At 63.9% G+C, this 22,757-nt stretch carries 21 protein-coding genes and 1 pseudogene; 6 read left to right on the plus strand and 16 right to left on the minus strand.

The genetic code is table 11. The features are described from left to right. The first annotated feature begins 72 nt into the window (after positions 1–72). Together xseA and NKI38_RS26505 are read left to right on the plus strand one after the other, a co-directional pair. Positions 73–1,704, plus strand: a complete 1,632-nt coding sequence (gene xseA / locus NKI38_RS26500) for an exodeoxyribonuclease VII large subunit (RefSeq protein ID WP_352662782.1) — start codon at positions 73–75, stop codon at positions 1,702–1,704. Between the two features lie 4 nt (positions 1,705–1,708). Then, positions 1,709–2,826, plus strand: a pseudogene (locus tag NKI38_RS26505) (DmpA family aminopeptidase). Positions 2,827–2,898: 72 nt separating this feature from the next. Here the strand turns inward: NKI38_RS26505 and NKI38_RS26510 are convergent. The 11 genes from NKI38_RS26510 to ehuR all read right to left on the minus strand — a co-directional run bounded on the left by NKI38_RS26510 (position 2,899) and on the right by ehuR (position 13,546). After that, positions 2,899–3,153: a hypothetical protein gene (locus NKI38_RS26510; protein ID WP_352629431.1), complete on the minus strand. Its 255-nt coding sequence runs from the start codon at positions 3,151–3,153 to the stop codon at positions 2,899–2,901. Positions 3,154–3,614: 461 nt separating this feature from the next. Next, entirely contained in the window at positions 3,615–4,613 is a 999-nt protein-coding gene (gene doeB, locus NKI38_RS26515; protein WP_352662785.1) for a N(2)-acetyl-L-2,4-diaminobutanoate deacetylase DoeB, read from the minus strand. Between the two features lie 5 nt (positions 4,614–4,618). Then, positions 4,619–5,809, minus strand: coding sequence for an ectoine hydrolase DoeA (doeA, locus tag NKI38_RS26520; protein WP_352662788.1), 1,191 nt, complete (start codon positions 5,807–5,809; stop codon positions 4,619–4,621). A 39-nt stretch (positions 5,810–5,848) separates the two neighbouring features. Beyond that, complete coding sequence (gene eutC / locus NKI38_RS26525; RefSeq protein ID WP_352662790.1) at positions 5,849–6,841, minus strand: ectoine utilization protein EutC; 993 nt, start codon at positions 6,839–6,841, stop codon at positions 5,849–5,851. Further along, a complete protein-coding gene (gene eutB, locus NKI38_RS26530) occupies positions 6,838–7,833 on the minus strand; it encodes a hydroxyectoine utilization dehydratase EutB (RefSeq protein WP_352662793.1) in 996 nt (331 codons plus the stop codon). Before eutB ends, eutC begins: the two co-directional genes overlap by 4 nt. Before the next feature lie 183 nt (positions 7,834–8,016). Further along, the gene (gene eutA / locus NKI38_RS26535; protein WP_352662796.1) at positions 8,017–8,793 is read right to left on the minus strand and encodes an ectoine utilization protein EutA; all 777 of its coding nucleotides are present in this window, start codon (positions 8,791–8,793) and stop codon (positions 8,017–8,019) included. A gap of 3 nt (positions 8,794–8,796) precedes the next feature. Next, positions 8,797–9,456 carry an ectoine/hydroxyectoine ABC transporter permease subunit EhuD gene (ehuD, locus tag NKI38_RS26540; protein ID WP_352662799.1) on the minus strand — a complete coding sequence of 220 codons (660 nt, stop codon included), beginning with the start codon at positions 9,454–9,456 and terminating at the stop codon, positions 8,797–8,799. A 34-nt stretch (positions 9,457–9,490) separates the two neighbouring features. Then, the gene (gene ehuC, locus NKI38_RS26545; protein WP_352662802.1) at positions 9,491–10,150 is read right to left on the minus strand and encodes an ectoine/hydroxyectoine ABC transporter permease subunit EhuC; all 660 of its coding nucleotides are present in this window, start codon (positions 10,148–10,150) and stop codon (positions 9,491–9,493) included. Between the two features lie 173 nt (positions 10,151–10,323). Further along, on the minus strand, positions 10,324–11,175 hold the full coding sequence (ehuB, locus tag NKI38_RS26550) for an ectoine/hydroxyectoine ABC transporter substrate-binding protein EhuB (protein WP_352662805.1): 852 nt from the start codon (positions 11,173–11,175) through the stop codon (positions 10,324–10,326). Positions 11,176–11,243: 68 nt separating this feature from the next. Beyond that, complete coding sequence (gene ehuA / locus NKI38_RS26555; RefSeq protein ID WP_352629449.1) at positions 11,244–12,035, minus strand: ectoine/hydroxyectoine ABC transporter ATP-binding protein EhuA; 792 nt, start codon at positions 12,033–12,035, stop codon at positions 11,244–11,246. A 125-nt stretch (positions 12,036–12,160) separates the two neighbouring features. After that, a complete protein-coding gene (gene ehuR / locus NKI38_RS26560; RefSeq protein WP_352662807.1) occupies positions 12,161–13,546 on the minus strand; it encodes a MocR-like ectoine utilization transcription factor EhuR in 1,386 nt (461 codons plus the stop codon). An 83-nt stretch (positions 13,547–13,629) separates the two neighbouring features. Between ehuR and NKI38_RS26565 the strand changes: the two genes are divergently transcribed. The 4 genes from NKI38_RS26565 to NKI38_RS26580 all read left to right on the plus strand — a co-directional run bounded on the left by NKI38_RS26565 (position 13,630) and on the right by NKI38_RS26580 (position 18,268). Then, positions 13,630–14,121: an Lrp/AsnC family transcriptional regulator gene (locus tag NKI38_RS26565; RefSeq protein ID WP_352629666.1), complete on the plus strand. Its 492-nt coding sequence runs from the start codon at positions 13,630–13,632 to the stop codon at positions 14,119–14,121. A gap of 130 nt (positions 14,122–14,251) precedes the next feature. After that, the gene (locus NKI38_RS26570; protein ID WP_352662810.1) at positions 14,252–15,745 is read left to right on the plus strand and encodes an NAD-dependent succinate-semialdehyde dehydrogenase; all 1,494 of its coding nucleotides are present in this window, start codon (positions 14,252–14,254) and stop codon (positions 15,743–15,745) included. Between the two features lie 30 nt (positions 15,746–15,775). Further along, positions 15,776–17,155 carry an aspartate aminotransferase family protein gene (locus NKI38_RS26575; protein ID WP_352662813.1) on the plus strand — a complete coding sequence of 460 codons (1,380 nt, stop codon included), beginning with the start codon at positions 15,776–15,778 and terminating at the stop codon, positions 17,153–17,155. 9 nt (positions 17,156–17,164) lie between these two features. After that, the gene (locus NKI38_RS26580; protein WP_352662816.1) at positions 17,165–18,268 is read left to right on the plus strand and encodes an alcohol dehydrogenase family protein; all 1,104 of its coding nucleotides are present in this window, start codon (positions 17,165–17,167) and stop codon (positions 18,266–18,268) included. A gap of 16 nt (positions 18,269–18,284) precedes the next feature. Here NKI38_RS26580 and ocd read toward each other — a convergent pair whose 3' ends face one another. The 5 genes from ocd to NKI38_RS26605 form a co-directional block, all read right to left on the minus strand. Beyond that, positions 18,285–19,331 carry an ornithine cyclodeaminase gene (gene ocd / locus NKI38_RS26585; RefSeq protein WP_352662819.1) on the minus strand — a complete coding sequence of 349 codons (1,047 nt, stop codon included), beginning with the start codon at positions 19,329–19,331 and terminating at the stop codon, positions 18,285–18,287. Between the two features lie 30 nt (positions 19,332–19,361). Next, positions 19,362–19,991: an FMN-binding negative transcriptional regulator gene (locus NKI38_RS26590; RefSeq protein WP_352662822.1), complete on the minus strand. Its 630-nt coding sequence runs from the start codon at positions 19,989–19,991 to the stop codon at positions 19,362–19,364. Between the two features lie 3 nt (positions 19,992–19,994). Next, entirely contained in the window at positions 19,995–20,789 is a 795-nt protein-coding gene (locus tag NKI38_RS26595; RefSeq protein WP_352662825.1) for a branched-chain amino acid ABC transporter permease, read from the minus strand. A 91-nt stretch (positions 20,790–20,880) separates the two neighbouring features. Continuing rightward, entirely contained in the window at positions 20,881–21,585 is a 705-nt protein-coding gene (locus NKI38_RS26600) for an ABC transporter ATP-binding protein (RefSeq protein WP_352662828.1), read from the minus strand. A gap of 4 nt (positions 21,586–21,589) precedes the next feature. Beyond that, positions 21,590–22,756: an ABC transporter substrate-binding protein gene (locus NKI38_RS26605; protein WP_352662831.1), complete on the minus strand. Its 1,167-nt coding sequence runs from the start codon at positions 22,754–22,756 to the stop codon at positions 21,590–21,592. Position 22,757 lies beyond the last annotated feature (1 nt).

Genomic DNA, 22,757 nt, shown 5'->3' on the forward strand with positions numbered 1-22,757 from the left:
CATGCGGGTTATGAACGCCTGGCCTGACTCGGCCACCTTGACGCGGGCGCCCAACCGTCCCCCAATCGGCCGATGAGCGACGCAGCATCCGAATCACGTACCAACGCCACCGAATACACGGTGAGCGAGATTTCCGGCGCGCTGAAGCGCACGGTCGAGGACGTGTTCGGCAATGTGCGGGTGCGCGGCGAAATATCAGGCTATCGCGGGCCGCATTCCTCCGGTCATGCCTATTTCGCGCTGAAGGACGACCGCGCCCGGCTCGACGCCGTGGTGTGGAAAGGCACGATGAGCCGGCTGAAGTTCCGCCCCGAAGAGGGGATGGAGGTGATCGCCACCGGCAAGCTCACCACCTATCCCGGCAAATCCAACTACCAGATCGTCATCGACAATCTGGAGCCGGCCGGCGCCGGCGCGCTGATGGCGCTGCTGGAGGAGCGCAAGCGGCGGCTGCAGGCCGAGGGCCTGTTCGACACCGGTCGCAAGCGGTTGCTGCCGTTCATGCCGCGCGTCATCGGCGTCGTCACCTCGCCGACCGGATCCGTCATCCGCGACATCATCCACCGCATCAAGGACCGGTTTCCACTGCATATCCTGGTCTGGCCGGTGCGTGTGCAGGGCGAAACGTCGGGCGCGGAAGTGACTGCGGCGGTCAACGGCTTCAACGCGCTGGCCTGGGATGGCGCCATCCAGCGCCCCGATCTGCTGATCGTGGCGCGCGGCGGCGGCAGCCTCGAAGACCTCTGGGGGTTCAACGACGAGGCGCTCGCCCGCGCGGTTGCCGCCTCCGGCATTCCGGTGATCTCGGCTGTCGGTCACGAGACGGACTGGACGCTGATCGACCTCGTCGCGGATGTGCGGGCGCCGACGCCGACGGGTGCGGCTGAGATTGCAGTGCCGGTGAAGGCGGACCTTGAAGCCACGCTTGCCAGCCTCGGCGCGCGACTCAAGGCGGCGGTCCTGCGCAATTTCGAACGCAAGCGGCAGGCCGCCCGTGCGGCCGCCCGTGCTCTCCCCTCGCCCGATCAGTTGCTGGCACTGCCGCGGCGACGCCTCGATGATGCGACATCTAGGCTCGGCCGTGGCCTGCTGGTCTCCACCGAACGAAAGCGGGCACGGTTCTTCGCTGTAAAACTGACACCGGCAATGCTGTCACAGCGGATTGCCGAGGCGCGGCGCACCAACGAACGCAATCTTTTGCGCGCGCAAGGCGCGCTACGCGCGCTGGCAAGAGCCCGGCGTGCAGAATTAAATCGTGCGGCGGACCAGTTGCCGAAATGCGCCAGGGCATCGCTGCAGCGGCACAGGCAGCAACTGGCTCTGCTGCAAGGCCGCATCACGATCGAGCCCACAGCGCGGCGGCAACGCGTGCAGAGGGATTTGCTGACAGCATTAACCAGACGCAGCACGCAAGCGGTGGTGCTCAGGCTGGAGCGTTTGCGCGGCCGCGTTGTCCAAGCCGAAAGGCTGATGGCGACACTGTCGCACAAGGCGGTGCTGGCGCGCGGCTTTGCCTTGGTGAAGGACGCCGATGGCGCGGTAATCAAGCAGGCGGCCGATGTGTCATCGGGAATGGCGCTTTCGCTGGAATTCGCCGACGGCACCGCCGATGCCATTGCAACCAGCGGCACGGCAAAACCGAAAGCGGTGACCAAGCCGGCGGCCAAGACCAAAGAGCCCGGCAACCAGGGATCCCTGTTCTGAGATCATGACCGACAATCCGAACCATCTGGCAACGCCTTCCGGCAAGCCGCGTGCGCGAAGTTTTGGCATCGGCTTCGACGGGACACCCGGGCCATTCAACGCAATCACCGATGTGTCCGGTGTAGCGGTCGGTTATGCGACGCTGATTTCGGGCGATGGCGCGCTCGTCGTCGGCCAGGGACCGGTGGGACCGGCGTGACCGCGATCCTGCCCAGGCCGCGCGCCGATCTTGCCACGCCGGTCTTCGCCGGCATCTTCAGCCAGAACGGCAATGGCGAACTGACCGGCTCGCACATCGTCGAGGAAACCGGCGCTTTCAACTTCCCGATCACCATCACCAACACGCATTCCTGCGGTGTCTCACGCGACGGCACGCTGCGCTGGATGCAAAGCGTGCTGCCGGCGGCGCTCGACAGCGCCTGGGGGCTGCCGGTAGCGGCGGAAACCTATGACGGCTTTCTCAACGACATCAACGGCCACCATTTGACTTTTGAGCACGTCGCCCAGGCCCTTGACGGTGCGACCAGCGGACCGATCGAGGAAGGCAGCGTCGGCGGCGGCACCGGCATGATCACTTTCGGCTTCAAAGCAGGATCAGGGACGGCGTCGCGCGTCGTTGAACGACACGAGCGCAGCTACACGGTCGGTGCCCTCGTGCAGTCGAATTTCGGCAAGCGACACAATTTTACGGTTCGCGGTCTGCGCGCCGGGCCGGAACTCATCGAACCGGCGGTCCGCGAAGGCACGCGGCGCGCCGAAAAGGGTTCGATCATCGCCGCCATCGCCACCGATGCCCCGTTCCTGCCGCACCAGATGAAACGGCTGGCACGCCGCGTGCCGCTTGGCGTCGCCATGACCGGCGGCTTCGGCTATCACAGCTCAGGCGACATTTTTATCGCCTTCTCGACCGCCAACGTGAGCGCGGCGCTGGCGCCGTCCGGCAGCATCGCCAGTGCCGACTTCATTCCTGACACCGACATCGATCCGTTTTTCGACGCGGTGATCCAGGCCGTGGAGGAAGCGATCCTCAACGCGCTCGTCGCCAATGACGACATGATCGGGCGCGACGGCAATTTCGTGCCGGCGCTGCCGAAGGCCTGGCTGAAAGAAAAATTTGGCTGAAAGCGATCATTGAAACGAAAACGCGGGCCAAACAAGCCCGCGTGTTTCAGATGGAGTCCGCCCCCTATGCGGTCATTCCGCGGCTTTGTTGGACGCCTGCTGCTGCTCGTCGGCCTCGGCCGCTTCCTCTAGCCTGGAGGCGATGAGTTCCTTGATATCGCCGACTTCCTCCTGGATATCCTCCAGGGGTATGCCGACTTCGGCTGCCTTGGCAGCGCATTCCTTGGCCAGTGTCTCGGCCTGCTTCTCGATCCGGGCCTCTGAAGGCTGGCAGTGGACCTTTTCGCCGATCCATCCCCGCAAGAACTCGATCGCGTGTTCACTCATACTGCTGTTCCCTTGCGGCAAAGCCGGTTGGTAATCATAAACGTCGGCACCCCGCAAAGGATGCATGCCCCTATTCCAGCCGAGTCGCGGCCACTCGGCAAGCCGATGCCGTCCAAGGTCCACAGAGCCATAGGAAATCGAAGGGTCAAGAACATTTTCTGATTCTGGAGGAGTCGGTACCGTTGGCTGGGTCACACCCAGCGTTGCGCATTTGTTTCTATTTGCTTTTTCCGGTTTTCGGGCCGATTTTCGTCACAATAGATGGCGCAACACACAACACATTTACAGTTGCTTCGAGGTCGCTGCCCTCAGGCACGCGGGTCGAAGCCGCCGCTATATAGTGACATCCTCATGCAATGTCGACTCCGCTCGCCATGCTGCTTCTTTCCGCCGCGCCGAAGCGCTCCGCGAAGAACGCAGAGCAGGTTATGGACGGTGCGGGCGGTCCCTGGCGGAACCGCTCAGACGTGCACAGCCACGACCGCCGCGCAGTCGCCGGCCTTGGCCAGGCCGGGGAAATGCCGCGCCGCCAGCATGCCCGACATTTTTGCCCGGATTTCCTGGGGGGCGATGCCGGTGCGACCGGTGGAATGAATGCGGGCAAGCACCGCGCCTTCTTCGACCGGCTCGCCAAGATCGACCATGGTTTCGATCATGCCGTCTTCCTCGGCGAACGAAAAACAATCGCCCGATGGCATGTCGAGCCACTGCGTCGGGCTCTTCTCGACCGCTCCGGCAACGATGCCGGTATGGCGCAGCACATTGAGAATACCGCGTCGCGCGATCCGTACGGTTTGCGCACGCGAGGTCCCGCCGCCACCAAGTTCGGTGCTGACAAAAACCTTGCCCATCTCTTCGGCTGCCGTGTCGTACATGCCGACTGAATCAATCTCGATCATGCGCATCGAAAACGGCGCGGAAAATGCCGCAACCGCCTCGAAGGCTTTCTGCTCCAGTGCCTTGTCCGGCAAAGTATGCGCGGCGCAGAACGGCACGAAGTCCAACGTCCTGCCGCCGGAATGGAAGTCGAACACGATGTCCGCGCGGGGAAGTAGCTCACGCTGGAAATAATCGGCGATCTTCTCGGTCACCGTGCCGTCCGGCCGACCGGGAAAGCTGCGGTTCATGTTGCCCTTGTCGATCGGCGACGTCCGCGTGCCGGCGCGGAAGGCCGGATAATTCATTGCCGGCACGATGATCACGGTGCCGCTGACATGCTTCGGATCGAGCGTCCTGGCGAGGTCGTAGAGCGCCAGCGGCCCCTCATACTCGTCGCCATGGTTGCCGCCGGTCAGCAGTGCTGCCGGCCCTTTGCCGTTGCGGATGACGCAGATCGGGATCATCACCGAGCCCCACGCCGAATCGTCGCGGCTGTAGGGCAAGCGCAGGAAACCGTGCTGGACGCCGTCGCGGTCGAAATCGACGGTCGGCGAGATCGGGGAGGGGCGTAGACTGGACATCGGTTTCAATCCTTCACCACCAGCTTGCGCGGCACATTGGCCAGGCACTCTACACCGGTTTCGGTGATCAGGATGGACTCGGTGATCTCCAGTCCCATCGTTTCCAGCCACAGTCCGGTCATGAAATGGAAGGTCATGCCGGGCTTGAGCTCGGTGCGGTCGCCCGGTCGCAGGCTCATCGTGCGTTCGCCCCAGTCCGGCGGATAGGACAGGCCGATCGGGTAGCCGGTGCGGTTATCTTTGACGATGCCGTATTTCTTCAGCACGCCGAAGAAGCCATTGGCGATGTCTTCGCAGGTGTTGCCGGGTTTCGCCGCGGCCAGGCCCGCCTCCATGCCCTCCAGCGTCGCCTTCTCGGCATCGAGAAATTCTTGCGTCGGCTTGCCGAGGAAAACGGTTCGCGACAGTGGGCAATGGTACCTGTTGTAGCAACCGGCGATTTCGAAGAAGGTGCCCTCGCCGCGCTGCATCGGCCTGTCGTCCCAGGTCAGATGCGGCGCCGAAGCGTCGGCGCCCGATGGCAGCAGCGGCACGATCGCCGGATAGTCGCCGCCAATTCGCCCCTCTGGGCCGTCGACGCCGCGCGTGCCGGCATCATAGATCTCGGCAACGAGATCGCATTTGCGCATCCCGACTTCGATCTTGTCGACGATGCGCTGGTGCATCGCCTCGACGATGCGGGCAGCCTTGCGCATATAGTCGATCTCGGTCGGGCTCTTCACCGCGCGCTGCCAGTTGACCAGCGCGGTGGCGTCGACGAAGCGGGCATTGGGCAGATGCTTCTGTAGCGATGCGAAGGCAGCAGCCGAGAACCAGTAATTGTCCATCTCGACGCCAATGGTAAGCTTGCCCCAGCCGCGATCGGCAAGCACGCTGGACAGGAAGTCCATCGGATGGCGCTCGGTCGATTGCACATAGTGGTCGGCGTAGCCGACAATGTTGTCATGCGCGAGATAGGCGGTGCGTTTGGCGCCGTTGGCGTCCTGGCCGCGCCCATACCAGACCGGCTCGCCCGACGGCGGCACGATGACGGCTTGATGTACATAGAACGACCAGCCGTCATAGCCGGTCAGCCAGGCCATGTTGGAGGGATCGCTGACAATGAGGAGATCGACGCCCCTTGCTTCCATGGCTTTGCGCGTCTTGGCGAGGCGATCCGCATATTCGCCGCGCGAGAATTTCAGGTTCGGTTGCATTGTTCTTGGTCCTCGTTTTGTTGGGCCTCGCGGCCAGCATCAGCTTTCGAAAATGGTCCCGGAATTGACTGCCCGCGCCCGGTCACGGGCGAGTGTGGCTATCGCCGTATCCTGCACGCCGGTGCCGGTCAGGTCGGCGATGGTGATGTCGCCAGCCGAACGCCGGCCGTGTTTTGCGCCGGCGATGATCTGGCCGAGTTCGGTCACCTCTGCATCTCCAGCCATCACACCCGCCGCAATGGCATGATGCAGTTCACCCAGTCGCCGCGTCTGGCGGGCACTATCGGCGACATAGAGATCGGCCATGCGCAAGATTGCCGGCGCGATCTCATTCTTGTGCTCGGCGTCAGAGCCCATCGCGGTGATGTGCTGGCCCGCAGAAACGAACCCCGCCTTGATCAGCGGCTCGGTCGACGGCGTGGTGGTGACGATGATATCGGCGCCGGCAACCGCGTTTGCCGAGTCGGGTTCGGCGCGTACGGCGATGCCGAGCTTTTCGCGCAAGGCAGCGGCGGTCATCTCTGCCTTGACGGCATCGCGGGCCCAGATGCGCGCCTCGGCGATTGGCCGCACCAGCATGAGTGCTTCGAGTTGCAGCCCGGCCTGGACGCCGGCACCAAAGATCGCGGCGACAGCGGAGTCGGGTCGCGACAGATGTTTGGCCGCGACCGCTCCGGCAGCAGCCGTGCGGACATCGGTGAGATAGCCATTGTCGAGCAGCAGCGCTTCGACCAGACCTGTTTTAGCCGACAACAGCACCATCATACCGTTGACGCTGGGCAGACCGAGCTTCGGATTGTCGAAGAAGCCGGGGCTGATCTTGATGGCGAAGCCGTCAATGCCCGGCACATAGGCGGTCTTCACGTCGACCTCGCCGCGATGCTCGGGAATGTCGAGCCGCAGGATCGGCGGCATCGCCACCGGCAGAGTGGCGAGCGCGCGGAAGGCGTTTTCGACGCAGGCTACGGCATCGAGATCGAGCGTCACGATCCCGCGCAATTCAGCTTCGGTGAGAATTGTCATCCGGCTCATGCTGCGCGCTCCTTGAGCGACGGTGCCTCGCCGCAAACGATCTTGCGGTGCAGGCCCATGTCGATGTTGCGGCCGGAAAGCAGAACAATCACCGGCCCGTCCGACCTGACCTTGCCGGCGAGCAGTGCGGCGATGCCGACCGCGCCGGCGCCCTCGACGATCTCGCGCTCCTGCGCATAGGCGTGGCGGATGCCGGCGGCGATCTCGTCTTCGCTTAGCAGAATAACATCGTCGAGCAGGTCGCGGCACATGGCGAAGGTCAGCCGGTTGTCGAGGCCGATGCCGCCGCCGAGCGAATCCGCCAGCGTCGGCAATTCTTCCACCAGCACCGGGTGGCCGGCATCGAGACTGGCCTTCATCGCCGCACCACGCGCCATCGAGACACCGATGATTTTTGTCCCGGGGCTGACGCCTTTGATGGCTGCGGCAACGCCGGAGGCGAGCCCGCCACCGGAGAGCTGGACCAGAACGAGAGCAGCATCCGGGACCTGCTCGATCATCTCCAGCCCAAGCGTGCCTTGCCCCGCGATGATGGACGGATGATCGAAGGGGGGCAGCATGACCAGTCCCTCCTGCGCCACCAGCCGTTCAACCTCCTGCTGGGCATCGTCCTGGCTGTTGCCGACGATGCGGACCTCCGCGCCAAGCCGGCGGATTTCGTCGAGCTTGTTTCCCGGCACCAGCCGCGACATGCAGATCACCACGCGCAGGCCTTCGAGCTTTGCCGCGTGCGCCAGCGCCCGACCATGGTTGCCGGTCGACGCCGCGACCACGCCGCGCGCCTTCTCGTCAGCGCTCAGCGAAGCGACAGCATTCGAGGCGCCGCGCAGCTTGAAGCTGCCGGTGATCTGGCGATGTTCGAGCTTGAGGTGAACCTGTGCGCCCAACTGCTCGGAAAGACTCGGGGATAGCGCGGTCGGCGTGCGCTCGATCTTGTTGGCGATACGCTCATGGGCGATACGGATGTCCGCTAGGGCGATGGCGCGCGTCATGGGGCGACCCCCTCTGGCCTGCCGGCCATCTCCCCCTCAAGGGGGGAGATCAGCAGCATCGACGCTGCCGCTCTTTCTGCAACGTCGATGATTGAGGACGGCGTAGCAGCAGCTAATCTCCCCCCTTGAGGGGGAGATGGCCGGCAGGCCAGAGGGGGTCGCTCGTGAATGTGGGACATTGTCTTACTGTCCGAGTGGCAGCGTCATCAGACGGCCGAATTCAGGACGCTGCGTGTCATCTCCGCAAAGCCGCAAACAATTCCAGGCGGTCGCCTGGTTGCTGGTCACTACGGGACGGCCGATTGCCTTTTCCATGCCGGTGACCGCGAGGGCACCACGCAGCGCCGTGCAGGAGACGAACAGGGCATCGGCGCTCGCGTCGGTCGCCTCACGCGCCAGATCGACAAGCGCTGCCGGGGCGATGCGGGCCATCTCACGGTCGTCCTCGAAGCCGAGACAGGTGAAGCTGGCGATGTCGAAACCCCGCTCCGCGAAATAGGCCGCCATCGGCCTGGATGTCTCGACCGTGTAGGGCGTGAGAATGCTGATCCTGTTTGCACCCAGCGCACGCAGCCCGCGCACGCCCGCCATCGGCGGCGTGACGACGGGGACGCCGGGCTTGGCGGCCTGGATTGCCGCCTCGATCTCGGCATCGCCAATCACCACCGACGCCGAAGTGCAGGAATAGCAGATCGCATCGAGCGGCTCGTCGGGCAGGATCAGGGCCGCGCCCGCCGTCAGCGCCGGCTGCATCTTGCGCAGATTATCCGGTGTCGTCGGGTTGGCGTAGGGAATGCGGGCGACGTAGACGCCGATCCGCTCGCTCGCCACCATGCGGCGGAAATCCGGCTCGCTGGTGTGGTCGGTAGCCAGGATGATCAGGCCGACGCGCCGCTCCAGCGGGCGCGCCTCCAGTGGCGGCCGTTTCGGATAGACCTTTATCTCGGGCAAGGGTTTCATCGGTTACCTCTCGATCTTGCCGTAGCGGCGTTCCAGCCAGCGCAGCAGAATGACCGAAAACAGACTGATGACGAGGAAGAAAGCACCGACCAGCGTGATCGGCTCGATATAGCGATAATAGGTGTTGGCAACGCTTTTCGCCTGGTTCATCAATTCCAGCACGGTGATCGCCGACAGCAGCGGCGTTTCCTTGAACATGGCGATGAAATAGTTGGCCAGTGCCGGGATCATCGGCGGAATGGCCTGCGGAATGATGATGTGGGTCCAGGTTTGCCTGGCGCTGAGATTGCACGCCTTGGCGGCCTCCCATTGGCCGCGCGGCACATTGTCGATGCCGGCGCGGTAGACTTCCGCCGTGTAGGTGCCGTAGTGCAGCCCGAGTCCGATGACACCGGCGACCAGCGGCGGCAACAGGATACCGATGTCGGGCAGCACGTAGAAGATGAAATAGAGCTGCACCAGCAACGGCGTGCCGCGAATGAACTCGGCCAGGAAGCCGACCGTGCGCGACACGGTCTTGTTGGGCGAGCGGCGCGCCAGCGCGATGCCCAGACCGACGAATGCCGCCAGCACCGAGCCGAGCAGCGTCGCCAGGATGGTGATCTTCACCCCCTGGATCAGCGTGGGCATGATTTCCCAGACGAAATTCCAATCCCATTCCATCAGCAGGCCCAATTTATCAGAAGGGCATTGGCCATCAGACGCGCACCCCATCGAGGCCACGCGCCATGCGGCGTTCCAGCGAGCGCACGCCCCATGAGATGAGCAGTGCCAGAATGAAATAGATGACGAGGATGGTGGTGAATGGCACCATGGTGTTACCGGTCTGCGAGCGCACCACCTGCGCCTGGAAGGTCAGGTCGGTGAGCGAGATCAGCGACACCACGGCGGTCGCCTTGAGCAGTTCGATGGCGTTGTTGCCGAAGGTGGGCAGCATCACCAGCAGCGCCTGAGGCAGGATGATGTGACGCATGGCTTGCCAGCGGCCGAGATTGAGCGCGATGCACGCCTCGTATTGCTCGCGGCCGATCGACTGGATGGCGCCGCGCACCACTTCGGCGGCGTAGGCGCCGACATTGAAGCCCAGTGCCAGCACGCCGGCCTGCAATGGGGTCAGCGATATGCCGATGAAGGGCAGCACGAAATAGGCCCAGAACAACTGCACGAAGATCGAGGTGCCGCGGAAGAATTCGATATAGGCGGTGGCCAGAGCGCGCAGCACGAAGAAACGCGACAACCGTCCCATTCCGGCGAGAAAGGCCATGAACAGGGCAAGCACCGACCCCATCAGCGTCAGCTCGATGGTGACAAGCGCTCCCTGCAATATCAGGCCGAAATAGCCGGACCACTGGATCATGAAATTCGAAGTTTCCAACGTTGGTATTAGCGTCCTTCTCCCCGTTCACGGGGAGAAGATGCCGGCAGGCAGATGAGGGGCGGCACTGAACTCTCAGAGGTAGGCGCCGCCCCTCATCCGTCACTTCGTGACACCTTCTCCCCGTAAACGGGGAGAAGGGCAAAAAAGGGCGCCTACTTCGCCGTGCAGAGCTTGTCGCGGGTCGTCGACATCGCGGCCGCGGCCGAGAAGCCATAGGGCTCGATGATCTTGGCGAACTCGCCCGATGTCTTCAGCTTGGCCAGTTCGACGTCGAAGGCATCGCGTAGCGCCTCGTCGCCTTTCTTGAAGGCGGCGCCGTCGCAATAGACCGGCGCGCCCTGCACCGGAGCGATGACTTCGAGGTTCGGATCGGCGGCCTTCTTGACCAGGTCGTTGATCGACAGAACGGGCAGCGAATAGGCATCGATGCGGCCATCCTGCAGCATCTTCACGCCGCTCTGGCCATCTGGCACAACGATGACACGCTCGCGCGGCACGCCGGCGTTGAGCGCCAGCTTCTCTTCGGTGCCGCCGCCGGGTGCGCCAATCGTCGCGGTCGTATCCTTGGCGATATCCTCGTAGCTCTTGAAGCCTTTCGGATTGCCCTTCTTCACCAGCATCGCCTCGGCATCGCACAGCACCGGTTCCGAATAGGCAACGGCGGCACAACGCTCGGGCTTCATGAACAGGCCGGCGGTGACGACATCGAACCGCCCGGCCTGCAGGCCGGGGATCATCGCGCCATATTCGGAGATCGAGGCGACGATGTCCGCGACGCCGAGGCGCTTGAAGATCTCGCGCGCCACATCGGGTGCAGCGCCGGAAACCTTGCCGTCAGCGGCGACCGCCGTATAGGGCGGCTCGTTGGCGATGGCGACGCGGGCAAAGCCTTGCGCCTTCAGTTGCTCGAGCTTGCTGTCGTCGGCCGAACCGGCGGTCGAGACGGCCAGCACTGCCGTCAATGCAAGACCGGCGACGCCGGCCAGGATGCCAAGTTTCTTCATTGTTCCCAACTCCTTTGTTTCTTGTCTTGCTTTCGTTACGGGCGGCGTTGCCGCCTCGGGCATAGCGGTCAGACACGATGTCCGGCCGCGATGATCTTCTTCAGGAAGCCTTGCGTGCGCTCCTGTTTGGGATTGCGAAAAATCTCGTCCGGCTTTCCTTCCTCGACGATCTTGCCACGGTCGAAGAACAGCACCCGGTCAGCGAAATCATGGGCGAAACCCATCTCGTGGGTGACCAGCAGCATGGTCATGTCGGTCTCGGCGGCGAGCCTGCGCATGACGTTCATCACCTCTTCGACCAGTTCCGGGTCGAGCGCCGACGTCACCTCGTCGAACAGCATGATCTTCGGCGACAGGGCGAGTGCCCGGGCGATCGCCACACGCTGCTTCTGCCCGCCGGAAAGCTGTGCCGGCATGCTTTTCGCCTTGTCGGCCATGCCGACCATCTCAAGCAGTTCCATCGCCCGCTTTTCGGCGGCAGCACGCGGTGTGCCCTTGGTCAGCATCGGCGCCAGCGTGACATTGTCCATGACGCATTTGTGCGGAAACAGGTTGAACAACTGGAAGACCATGCCGATCTTCTGGCGCATCCTTGTCAGGTGTCGCTCATCGGCGGGCAGCAACTGGCCGTTGCGCTCCATGTGATAGAGCTGCTCACCGTCGATCTGGATATGACCGCCATCGATGCGCTCCAGCGTCATCAGGATTCGCAGGATTGTCGTCTTGCCCGAGCCCGACGGGCCGATCAGCGCCAGCTTCTCGCCAGGCATGACCTGCATCGACAGGCCGTCCAGCACTTTGAAAGTGCCGAAGCTCTTCGAGATGCCGTCAATCTTGATGATGGGCGCTGATGCGGACAAATGAATTTCCCCGTCCTGGAGAAGCCTGTGCCCTTAACGATGCGGAACGCGCCAAATCATGTCAATCTGGAAAATAATATCATGACAATTATTCTGATTGCGCACATTTTCCGGTCAATCCGAGCCTAGATAGCGAGCAGCAAATGCTCGGGATCTCCAAGCAGCAGCTTGGTAACAACGCCGAGGCCGGCGCGCAGTTCCCCCTCGGTGGTAGAACCCAGCGAGATGCGCACCGCCGGATGCCAGGGCGCATCCGAGATACGGAAGGACGTGCCGGGCGCAATCGCCACGCCCTGAAGACGGGCCTGGGCGACAAAACTTTCCTCGGCGCGGTCGGCGGGCAGTTGCAGCCAGACATGCAGCCCGTCGCGCCGGGCGCGATAGTCGACCCCGGCCAGCACCTCCGCCGCGATATCCAGCCGCCGCCGCAGCGCTGCGCGCTGCCAGTGGACAAGCTCCATCGCGGTGCCGTCGGTCACCCATTTGGTGGCGATCTCGGCCACCAGCGGGGTCGCCATCCAGTTCGAGACCAGATGCCGGTTGGCGACGGCGGCGACATAGCGGTCCGGCGCGGCGAGATAGCCGATGCGCAGGCCAGGCACCACGATCTTGGTAAAGGAGGTGACATAGAGCGTACGCTCGGGCGCAAACGCAGCGACCGGCGGCGGCCGGTCCTCGACCAAGGGACCGAGCACATCGTTCTCGATGATGGCGATGTCGTGCTTGCGTGCGACTGCGGCGATTTCTTCGCGCCGCCGCGCGTCCATCAGCGTCGCCGTCGGATTGATTACAGAGGGCTGCACGAAGACGGCCCGGATGTCGGAAAGCCGGCAGGCCTCGTCAAGCGCCTCCGGGATCAGGCCATTGTCATCGATCGGCAGCCCCTCGAGGTTGAAGCCGAGATAGCGGGCGAGCGGCACCAGCGTGTGATGGCCGATCGCCTCGGTGGCGACCGTCGATCCCGGCGGCGCCACACTCATCAGCGCCACCGTCATGCCGGCTGTGGCGCCGTTGGTCAGGCTGATGTTCTGCGCGGAGGTGTCGAGATCGCACAGTTTCAGCCATTCGACCGCAACCGCGCGATGGCGCGGAAACACCATGTTGGGCCGGAACGAAAGCGCTGAACTCGATGGCAGGTTCTCGGCCAGCCAGCCCAAGGCCTGCCTCAACCGCTCCAGATGCATCGGCTCGCAGACCGGCTTCAGGATCGAGAGGTCGATGACTTCGCCGAGCCGCTCCGGCAAATAGGGCGGCTCCGGCTCGCGACGCTGCGTCTGGACAAAGCTGCCGCGGCCGATCTCGCCCGAAATCAGCCCGCGGCGGATCAATTCCTCATAGGCGCGGCTGACCGTCTGCACAGAAAGCTTGAGGTCGTCGGCCAGACGTCGATGCGTCGGCAACCGTGCGCCATTGACCAGGCGCCCGTCATGGATGGCGCGCGCGAACTGGTCGGCAAGCGACTGATAGGCAGGCCGTCGGATCAGCGTGGGATCGGGTTGCCACAATGTCATGACTTATTAGAGATCGAAATCAGTGCAATTGACAATCGAAATAATGCGCCGTCATGGTGCAGTCGACGAAAAAGTGGATGCTGATGACTGCCGCGAAACTCGACCCGATCGACCTGAAAATCCTCGACGCCATCCAGCGCGACGGACGCATCACCAAGCTGGCGCTGGCCGAGCAGGTCGGCCTGTCGCCGACGCCGTGCTGGATGCGGCTGCGCAAGTTGGAAAAGGCCGGCATCGTCTCTGGCTATCACGCCAGGGTCGCCATGCGTGTCGTCGCGCCAGTCGCCACCGTGCTGATGGAGGTGACGCTGGCCAACCACCGCCAGGCCGATTTCGACCGCTTCGAGCGCGTCATCCGCGACATTCCCGAGATCGTCGCCTGCTGGTCGGTCGGCGGCGGCGTCGACTATGTGCTGAAGGTGATGGCGCGCGACATCGACGCCTACCAGCGCCTGGTGGATGGCTTGCTCGAGCGTGAAATCGGCATCGATCGCTACTTCACCTACATCGTCATCAAGACGGTGAAGGACGAGATTGCGCTGCCCATAGCGGACCTGTTGCCGGCGTCGTCGTAGGGTCGGAGAAATCGCCTGCCGCGGCGACGCAATAGAGAGAAACTCTCTACATCAAGGCATCCAAACAGCCTCTTTGTCCGCATGGGACAGATAGTCTTGCCCTATCAGTCCGAACCGGGAGGCCTCGACCATGTCCGCGCATTTCGCCCGCTCGCATCGCCATGAAGCGCTCGATCGCCTGGCCGACCGCCGGCTGCTGCGAGAACTCGCCTATGTCGATGGCCACTGGACGGCAAGCGAAGCCGCTGAAAGCTTCGAGGTCACCGATCCGGCCACCGACATGACTGTCGCTTTCGTCGCCGCGCTAGATGCACGGCAGACGACAAAGGCGATCGATGCCGCCGCGCGCGCCTTTCCGGCCTGGCGGTCGCTGTTGCCGCAGGAGCGTTCTAAAATCTTGCGAAAATGGTTCGAGCTGATCATTGCCGCCAAGCAAGACCTCGCTTTGCTGATGACGCTGGAACAGGGCAAGCCGCTGCAGGAGTCGCTGGGCGAAATCGACTATGCCGCCTCCTTCGTCGAGTGGTATGCCGAAGAAGCAAAACGTCTGAACGCCGAGAGCGTCACCAGCCATCTGCCGAACACCGAAATGATGGTGCGGCGTGAGCCGCTCGGTGTCGTCGGGGTCGTCACGCCGTGGAATTTTCCGTCGGCGATGCTGACCCGCAAGGCGGCGGCAGCCCTTGCCGCCGGTTGCACCATCGTCGCGCATCCCTCCTCGGAGACGCCGCTGTCGGCGCTGGCATTAGCCGAACTCGGCGAGCGTGCCGGCCTGCCCGCCGGCGTCTTCAACATCATCACCGGCAAGGCTTCGACCATCGTCGGACGGATGTGCGAAGATCCACGCGTTCGCGCCATGAGCTTCACCGGCTCAACCGAGATCGGCCGGCTGATCGCCGCCCAGAGCGCACCGACGATGAAGCGGCTGGTGATGGAGCTTGGCGGCCATGCGCCGCTGATCGTCTTTGCCGATGCCGATCTCGACAAAGCCGTGAACATCGCCATCGAAGCCAAATTCGCCACGTCGGGCCAGGACTGCCTCGCCGCCAACCGCATCTATGTCCAGCGTCCGATTTACGATCGCTTCTGCGCCGCCTTCGCCAGGCGCATCGAGACGTTGCGGACCGGCAACGGCCTTGCACAGGGAACCGACATCGGGCCGCTGATGCATGAGCGCGCCGTCAAGAAGGTCGAGGAGCAGGTCGCCGACGCGCTGACGCACGGTGCCCGCTGCCTCGCCGGCGGCGCGCGGCATCAAGCCGGGCCGTTGTTCTACCAGCCGACGCTGCTGGTCGATGTCAGCGATGAAGCGCTGATCATGCGCGAAGAAACGTTTGGACCGGTTGCCGCCGTAACGCCGTTCGACAGCGAGGACGAAGTGATCGCCCGTGCCAATGCCACCGAATATGGCCTCGTCGCTTATGTCGTGACCGAAAACGGCGCCCGCCAGCAGCGCATGGGCCGCGCGCTCGACTACGGCATGGTCGCCATCAAGCGCGTCAAGATCACCGGCGCGCCGATACCCTTCGGCGGCGTCAAGCAATCCGGCATCGGCCGCGAAGGCTCGCGCCACGGGCTCGAAGCCTTCACCGATCTGAAGTATCTCTGCCTGGACATCTCGTAAATCGTCCGGCCATCCCTCAAGGAGTCAAAAATGCTCGACCAGTCCAACGAACTCGCCGCCTGGGATCGCGACCACTTGTTCCATCCCTCGACCCATATGGGCACGCACGCGCGCGGCGAGAGCCCGACGCGCATCATGGCCGGCGGTGAAGGCGTCACCGTGTGGGACAACAATGGCAAGAAGAGCCTCGACGCCTTCGCCGGCCTCTATTGTGTCAATGTCGGCTACGGCCGGCAGAAGATCGCCGACGCCATCGCCGCCCAGGCGAAAAACCTCGCCTACTACCACGCCTATGTCGGGCACGGCACCGAGGCCTCGATCACGCTCGCCAAGATGATCATCGACCGCGCGCCGAAGGGCATGTCGAGGGTCTATTTCGGCCTCTCCGGCTCGGATGCCAACGAAACCAACATCAAGCTGATCTGGTACTACAACAACGTGCTCGGCCGGCCGGAGAAGAAGAAGATCATCTCGCGCTGGCGCGGCTATCACGGCTCGGGCGTGATGACGGGATCGCTGACCGGGCTCGACCTGTTCCACAACGCCTTCGACCTGCCGCGCGCGCCGATCCTGCATACCGAGGCGCCGTATTATTTCCGCCGCGCCGACCGTTCGATGAGCGAGGAGCAGTTTTCGCAGCATTGCGCCGACAAGCTCGAGGAGATGATCCTGGCGGAGGGGCCGGAGACCGTCGCCGCCTTTATCGGCGAGCCGATCCTCGGAACCGGCGGCATCGTGCCGCCGCCGGCTGGCTACTGGGAAAAGATCCAGGCGGTGCTGAAGAAATATGACGTACTGCTGGTCGCCGACGAGGTGGTGACGGGCTTCGGCCGGCTGGGCACCATGTTCGGCTCCGACCACTACGGCATCAAACCGGACCTGATCACCATCGCCAAAGGCCTGACCTCGGCCTATGCGCCGCTGTCGGGCGTCATCGTCGCCGACAAGATGTGGCAGGTGCTGGTGCAGGGTTCCGACAAGCTCGGCTCGCTCGGCCATGGCTGGACCTATTCGGCGCATCCGATCTGCGTTGCCGCCGGCGTCGCCAATCTCGAACTGATCGACGAGATGGATCTGGTGACCAATGCCCGTGAGACCGGCGCCTATTTCCGCGCCGAGCTGGCCAAGGCGGTCGGCGGTCACAAACATGTCGGTGACGTGCGCGGCGACGGCATGCTGGCGGCGGTCGAGTTCGTTGCCGACAAGGACGACCGGGTGTTCTTCGATGCTTCGCTCAAGATCGGACCGCAGGTTGCGACAGCGCTTGCCGCAAGCGGGGTCATCGGCCGCGCCATGCCGCAGGGCGACATTCTCGGCTTTGCGCCGCCGCTCTGCCTGACCCGCGAAGAAGCCGACATCGTCGTTTCGAAGACCGCCGACGCGGTCAAGAGCGTGTTTGCCAATCTCTGAGATCGATCCATGAATGCCATGACCAAAACTGTCCCCGCCACCATGGCCGCCGTGCTGCTTACCGGGCACGGCGGACCGGAAAAGCTCGTCTACCGCAGCGATGTAAAAGTTCCTGCGCCTGCGCCAGGTGAAGTGCTGGTGAAAGTCAGCGCCTGCGGGATGAACAATACCGATGTCTGGGTGCGCCAGGGCGCCTATGGCACGGAAGAGGACGCGGCTGCGGTGTCGACCTGGCGGCGCCAGGGCAACACGCTTGTTTTCCCGCGCATCCAGGGTACCGACACTGTCGGCACCATCGCCGCCGTTGGCGAGGGCGTTTCGCCTGGCCGTATCGGCGAACGGGTGATGGTCGATTTCTCCATCTACAACCGCGACGACGATTCGCTCGCCGACATCGACTATATGGGCCACGGCCGCGACGGCGGTTATGCCGAATACCAGGCCGTGCCGGCCGAGAATGCTCATGTCGTCGATACCGACATGAGCGACGTCGAACTCGCCACCTTCTGCTGCGCCTATCTGACCGGCGAACAGATGCTGGAACGGGCCGCGCTCAAGGCCGGCGAGCGCGTGCTGGTCACCGGCGCCTCGGGCGGCGTCGGCTCCGGCATCGTGCAGCTGGCACGGGCGCGCGGCGCCATTCCCTACGCCATCGTCGGCAAGGGCAAGGAACAGGCGGTGCGCGACATCGGCGCAGAGGCTGTCATCACGCGTGGCGTTGCCGACCTGCCGCAAGCCGTGAACGAGGCGACCGGCGGCCAGCCGATCGACGTGGTCGCAGACCTCGTTGGTGGCGCCATCTTCAACGACCTCCTGCGCATCCTTCGACCCGAGGGGCGCTACACCACGGCTGGCGCAATCGCCGGCCCGGTCGTCCAGCTCGATCTCAGGACCATGTACCTGAAGCAATTGCAGTTGCATGGCTCAAGCCAGGGCACGCGCGCGGATTTCCGCCGCATCGTTGGATACATCGAGGCGAAAAAGATCCGGCCGCTGGTCGGCGGCGTCTACAAGCTCTCCGATTTCCACCATGCGCAAGCGGACTTCATCGCCAAGGATTTCGTCGGCAAGCTGGTGGTGGTGCCGGATGCGATGTGGGGTTCGGCTGGCTGAATAACCCGACTATGCCTCAACCGTGCTGGGCTGCTCGCAGCAGCATGCCGAACAGGTCGCGCGGCTCGTCGGGGTCGGCCAGCATGTCGAGTTCCTGGTAGAGGCCGGTCGACTTCAGCTGATCTCTGACATAACGCAGTGCCGAAAAATCCTCGATGGCGAAGCCGACCGAATCGAACAGCGTGATCTGCGTGGCATCGCGCCGGCCTTGCACAGCGCCGGCAATGACTTGCCACAGCTCGGTCACCTTGTGATCCGGCGCAAGTTGCTGGATCTCGCCCTCGATACGGGTCTGCGGCGGGTATTCGACGAAGATATCGGAGCGCAGCAGGATGTCGCGGTGCAGTTCGGTCTTGCCGGGACAGTCGCCACCGACCGCGTTGATGTGGACACCGGAGCCGACCATGTTGTCGGTAAGGATGGTGGCGTACTGCTTGTCGGCGGTGACGGTGGTGATGATGTCAGCCTCTTCGACCGCCTCTTGCGCGGTGCCGCAGGCGACCATGTCGAAGCCGAGGCCGACCAGATTGCGAATGCATTTTTGCGTGGCTGCACGGTCGATGTCGTAGAAGCGCAGCCTGTCGACGCCGAGCAGCGCCTTGAAGGCCACCGCCTGGAATTCGGCCTGGGCGCCGTTGCCGATCAGCGCCATGCAGCTGGAGCCGGTTGGCGCCAGGTATTTGGCGGCCAGAGCTGACATCGCCGCCGTGCGCAGCGCGGTCAGGATGGTCATTTCGGATAGCAGGACAGGGTAGCCATTGTGGACATCGGCGAGCATGCCGAAGGCGGTGACCGTCTGGCGACCTTCGCGCATGTTCTTGGGGTGACCGTTGACATATTTGAAGCCGTAGACCTCGCCGTCGCTGGTCGGCATCAATTCTATGACGCCCTCGGCGCTGTGCGAGGCGACGCGCGGTGTCTTGTCGAACAGCTCCCAGCGGCGGAAATCATCCTCGATGTAGCCGGCGAGTTCGATCAGGAAGCGCTCCACGCCGATCTTCAGCACCAGCTTCATCATGTGGTCGACGCTGACGAAGGGGACGATGTTGAGATTGGGGATCATTTTTTTCTTATCCTTGCCGCATGCAGGCGGTCAGTCCTGGCGATGCGCGTTGTGCGCCTTCATCATTGCCGCCAGCGCCGGATCGTCTTGCTCAAGCGCCTTGATGGCTTCGCTCGTGTCGTAGAGGCGCTCATCCTGCCCCATCTTGAACTTGGCCTCGAGCCGCTCGATCGGCAGATCGAAGCCGATGATAGCAGGTATACGCCGCTCCATGCCGCCGGGCCCCAGCTCGCGCATGCGCCAGCGATCGTCGCGATCTTTTTCCAGCACGTCGACAAGCCGAAGCAGATGTCTTGCGGTGCCGTGATCGTCGAGCGGCACCGGCCGGCCATGACAATGCACAACAGCAAAATTCCACGTCGGCGCGCTGTCGCGCACCGGATTGCGCGGATACCAGGACGGCGAGATGTAGCCATGCGGGCCGTGAAAGATGGCAGCCGTCTCCCTGCCCTTGGCAATCAGCGCGCTGTGCGGATTGGCCCTGGCGAGATGCGAGACCAGCGTTCCGTTTTCACCGCGCATGCGATCAAGCACGAAGGGCAGATGCGATACGGCGAGGCCCTGCGGTCCTGACGTCACCACCGTGGCGAAGGCAGCAGCTTCTATCAGGCCGAACACTTCATCCGACGACAGCGGCGCAAATTCAGGCTTCGTATACATGAGTCAGCTTCGCTGGGCGCGAACAGCCGGAATCAAGCCTTGCGGGCGAACCAGCAGCACGGCGATGACCCCCGACAGCACGATGGCGTCGCGATAGGGCGCGATCGCTCCCGGAAGCGTCGCCTGCAATAAAACCTCGATGATGCCGAGCAGGAAGCCGCCGGCGACAGCACCGGGCAGGCTGCCGAGGCCACCGACGACGGCCGCGATGAACGCCTTCAGCACCGGCGTGAAACCCATCAGCGGATCGACCGAGGCACGCTGCGCCACCCACAGCATGGCCGCCAGCCCGGCCAGCAGGCCGGAGAGCAGGAAGGCGGTGGCGATGATGCGGCTGGCCGGAATGCCCATCAAGCGCACGACGTCGAAATCTTCCGCCGCGGCGCGCATTGCCGTACCGGTCACCGAGCGGCGCAGGAAGATTTCGAGCGCAATCAGCGCCAGTGCGGAGACGACGATGGAGATGCTTGGCCCAACGCCGATGGTGAAATCGCCAAAGGAGAAGGCGCCGGTCATCCAACCGGGCATGGCGACAGCCTGCGGCCGCGCCGAAATGCCGTTCTGGAAGACGACTTTCAATAGGCTGGAAACGGCGAAGCTGGTTAGCAACAGGCTGGTGACGCTGGCGCCGCGCATCGGCCGGAAGGCGATGCGCTCCATGGCGACAGCGGCGAGCGCGCCGCAGGAAACCGCGACAAGCACCGCCACCGGGAAGGGAAAGCCGAGCACCAGGGAGGCCAGCAGCGCATAGCCCGACAGCGTCATCAGCTCGCCATGGGCGAAATTGATCAGGCCCACGATGAAAAGGCGATCGCCAGCCCGAGCGCCAGCAGCGCATAGACGCCGCCGAGGCTCACCGCATTGATGATCTGCTGCGCGATCATGCTTCTCAAGCTCCCAAATAGGCCTGGCGGACGAGGTCCGACGAGGCAAGTTCTTTTGCCGTACCCGACAGCACGACCTCGCCATTGGCGAGCACGACAGCGCGATCAGCGATTTCAAGCGCCAGCGCCACATTCTGTTCGACCAGAAGGATGGTCAGGCCCTTGCGGCGCAGTTCGGCGATCAGGTCGAAGACGGTGTCGATCAGTTGCGGGGCAAGGCCGAGCGAGGGCTCGTCGAGCAGGATCATGCGCGGCTTGCCCATCAGCGCGCGGGCGATGGCCAGCATCTGCTGTTCGCCGCCCGACAGATTGCCGCTCTTGACGCGATGGTAACGGCGCAGGATCGGGAACAGCTCCAGCATCTCCTCCTCGCGCAACCGCGCCTCGGCCGCCGGCTGATGCACCGCGCCGCCGAGACGCAGATTGTCGGCCACCGTCAGGCTGGCGAAGATGCGGCGGCCTTCGGGAACCAGCGCGACGCCCTTGCGGGCGATCGCCTCCGGCGCCAGGCCGGTGATGTCGACACCGTCGAACACAACCTTGCCGAATGCTGCCGGCACCAACCCAGCGACGGCGCCGAGCGTCGAGCTCTTGCCGGCGCCGTTGGCGCCAACCAGCGCGATGATCTCGCCGCTGTCGACGGTGAGGTCGACGCGACGCACCGCCTCGACCTCACCATACCGGATTTTCAGGGCTTCGACGCTCAGCATGACATCACGGCGCGGGAACGTCGGCAGCGTCGGGGATCAGGGTCTGGACATGCTTGCCCTCGCCGCCCTCGTAGCGCATCAGCGCCACTGGCCGCAGTGGCATGCGATCGGTGCCGGCATAGGTGATCTTGCCGGTGATGCCTTCGAAATCCTTGAGGCCGGCGATGGCGTCGCGGATCGCCTTCGGGTCGTCGTTGCCGGCCGTCTTGACCGCCTGATCGAGGATCAGGCCGATCTCGTAGCCATTGACCTCGTAGGTCGATTCCGGTGCGTGGCCGGCATATTTGGTGAAGGCGGCGTTGAAGGCCTCCAGCTTGCTGCCCGGTTCGGCATAGCCGGCCGCGGTGTAGACGACGCCGTCGACCAGCTTGCCGAGCGCCTTGATGGTCGGCGTGCCGATGGCATCGGCACCATAGACCGGGATGGTGACGCCGGCGCCGCGCAACTGCTGGATGAAGGCCGGGAAATCCGGCTCGTAGGCCGCCGTCATGATCAGGTCCGGCTTGTCGGCCAGGCCCTTGATGTTGGTGATCTCGGCGGAAAAGTCGGGCTGGCCCATGCTGAAGGTGCCGCGACCGACAATGGCGCCACCCTTCTTCTCGAACACCTTGCCGAAATATTCCGGCAGATTCGCGGTGTAGGTGGAATCCGGCGAGGTCAGCAGGAACACCTTCTTCTTGCCTTCGGAAACGGCGAAGTCGGCGACCGCAGTCGCTTGCACATTGTCGGCCGGATAAGTGCCGAACATGACGTCGCCGACCGCGCCGGTGAGCACCGGAGCCGAGCCGCACAGCGTCAGCGTCGGAATGCCGAGCGGCTGGGTGAGCTGGCCGGCGGAAATCGAGGGATCGGCATCGCACGGCGTGATCATGATCTTGGCGCCGGCGTCGATCAGCTCCTGCGCGACGGTAGCGGTCTGCGCGGTGTCGGAGCGAGTGTCCTTGATCAGCAGCTTGACGGTATATTTGCCGCCGAGCCCGCCCTTGGCGTTGAGTTCGTCGAGCGACATACGCAGGCCGGCAAGTGCCGGCTGGTCATAAGGCGCAAGGCCACCGGTCTGCGCGGTCGCGGCGCCGATGATGATCTCCTCGGCGCTGGCCGTCGAAATGGCGGCGATGCCGAATACGGCAGCGCACAGGGCGGCGCGATGCAGGCGATAGAGGCTTGGCATG

This window comes from Mesorhizobium sp. M0621, from assembly GCF_040320745.1.
Lineage (GTDB): Bacteria > Pseudomonadota > Alphaproteobacteria > Rhizobiales > Rhizobiaceae > Mesorhizobium.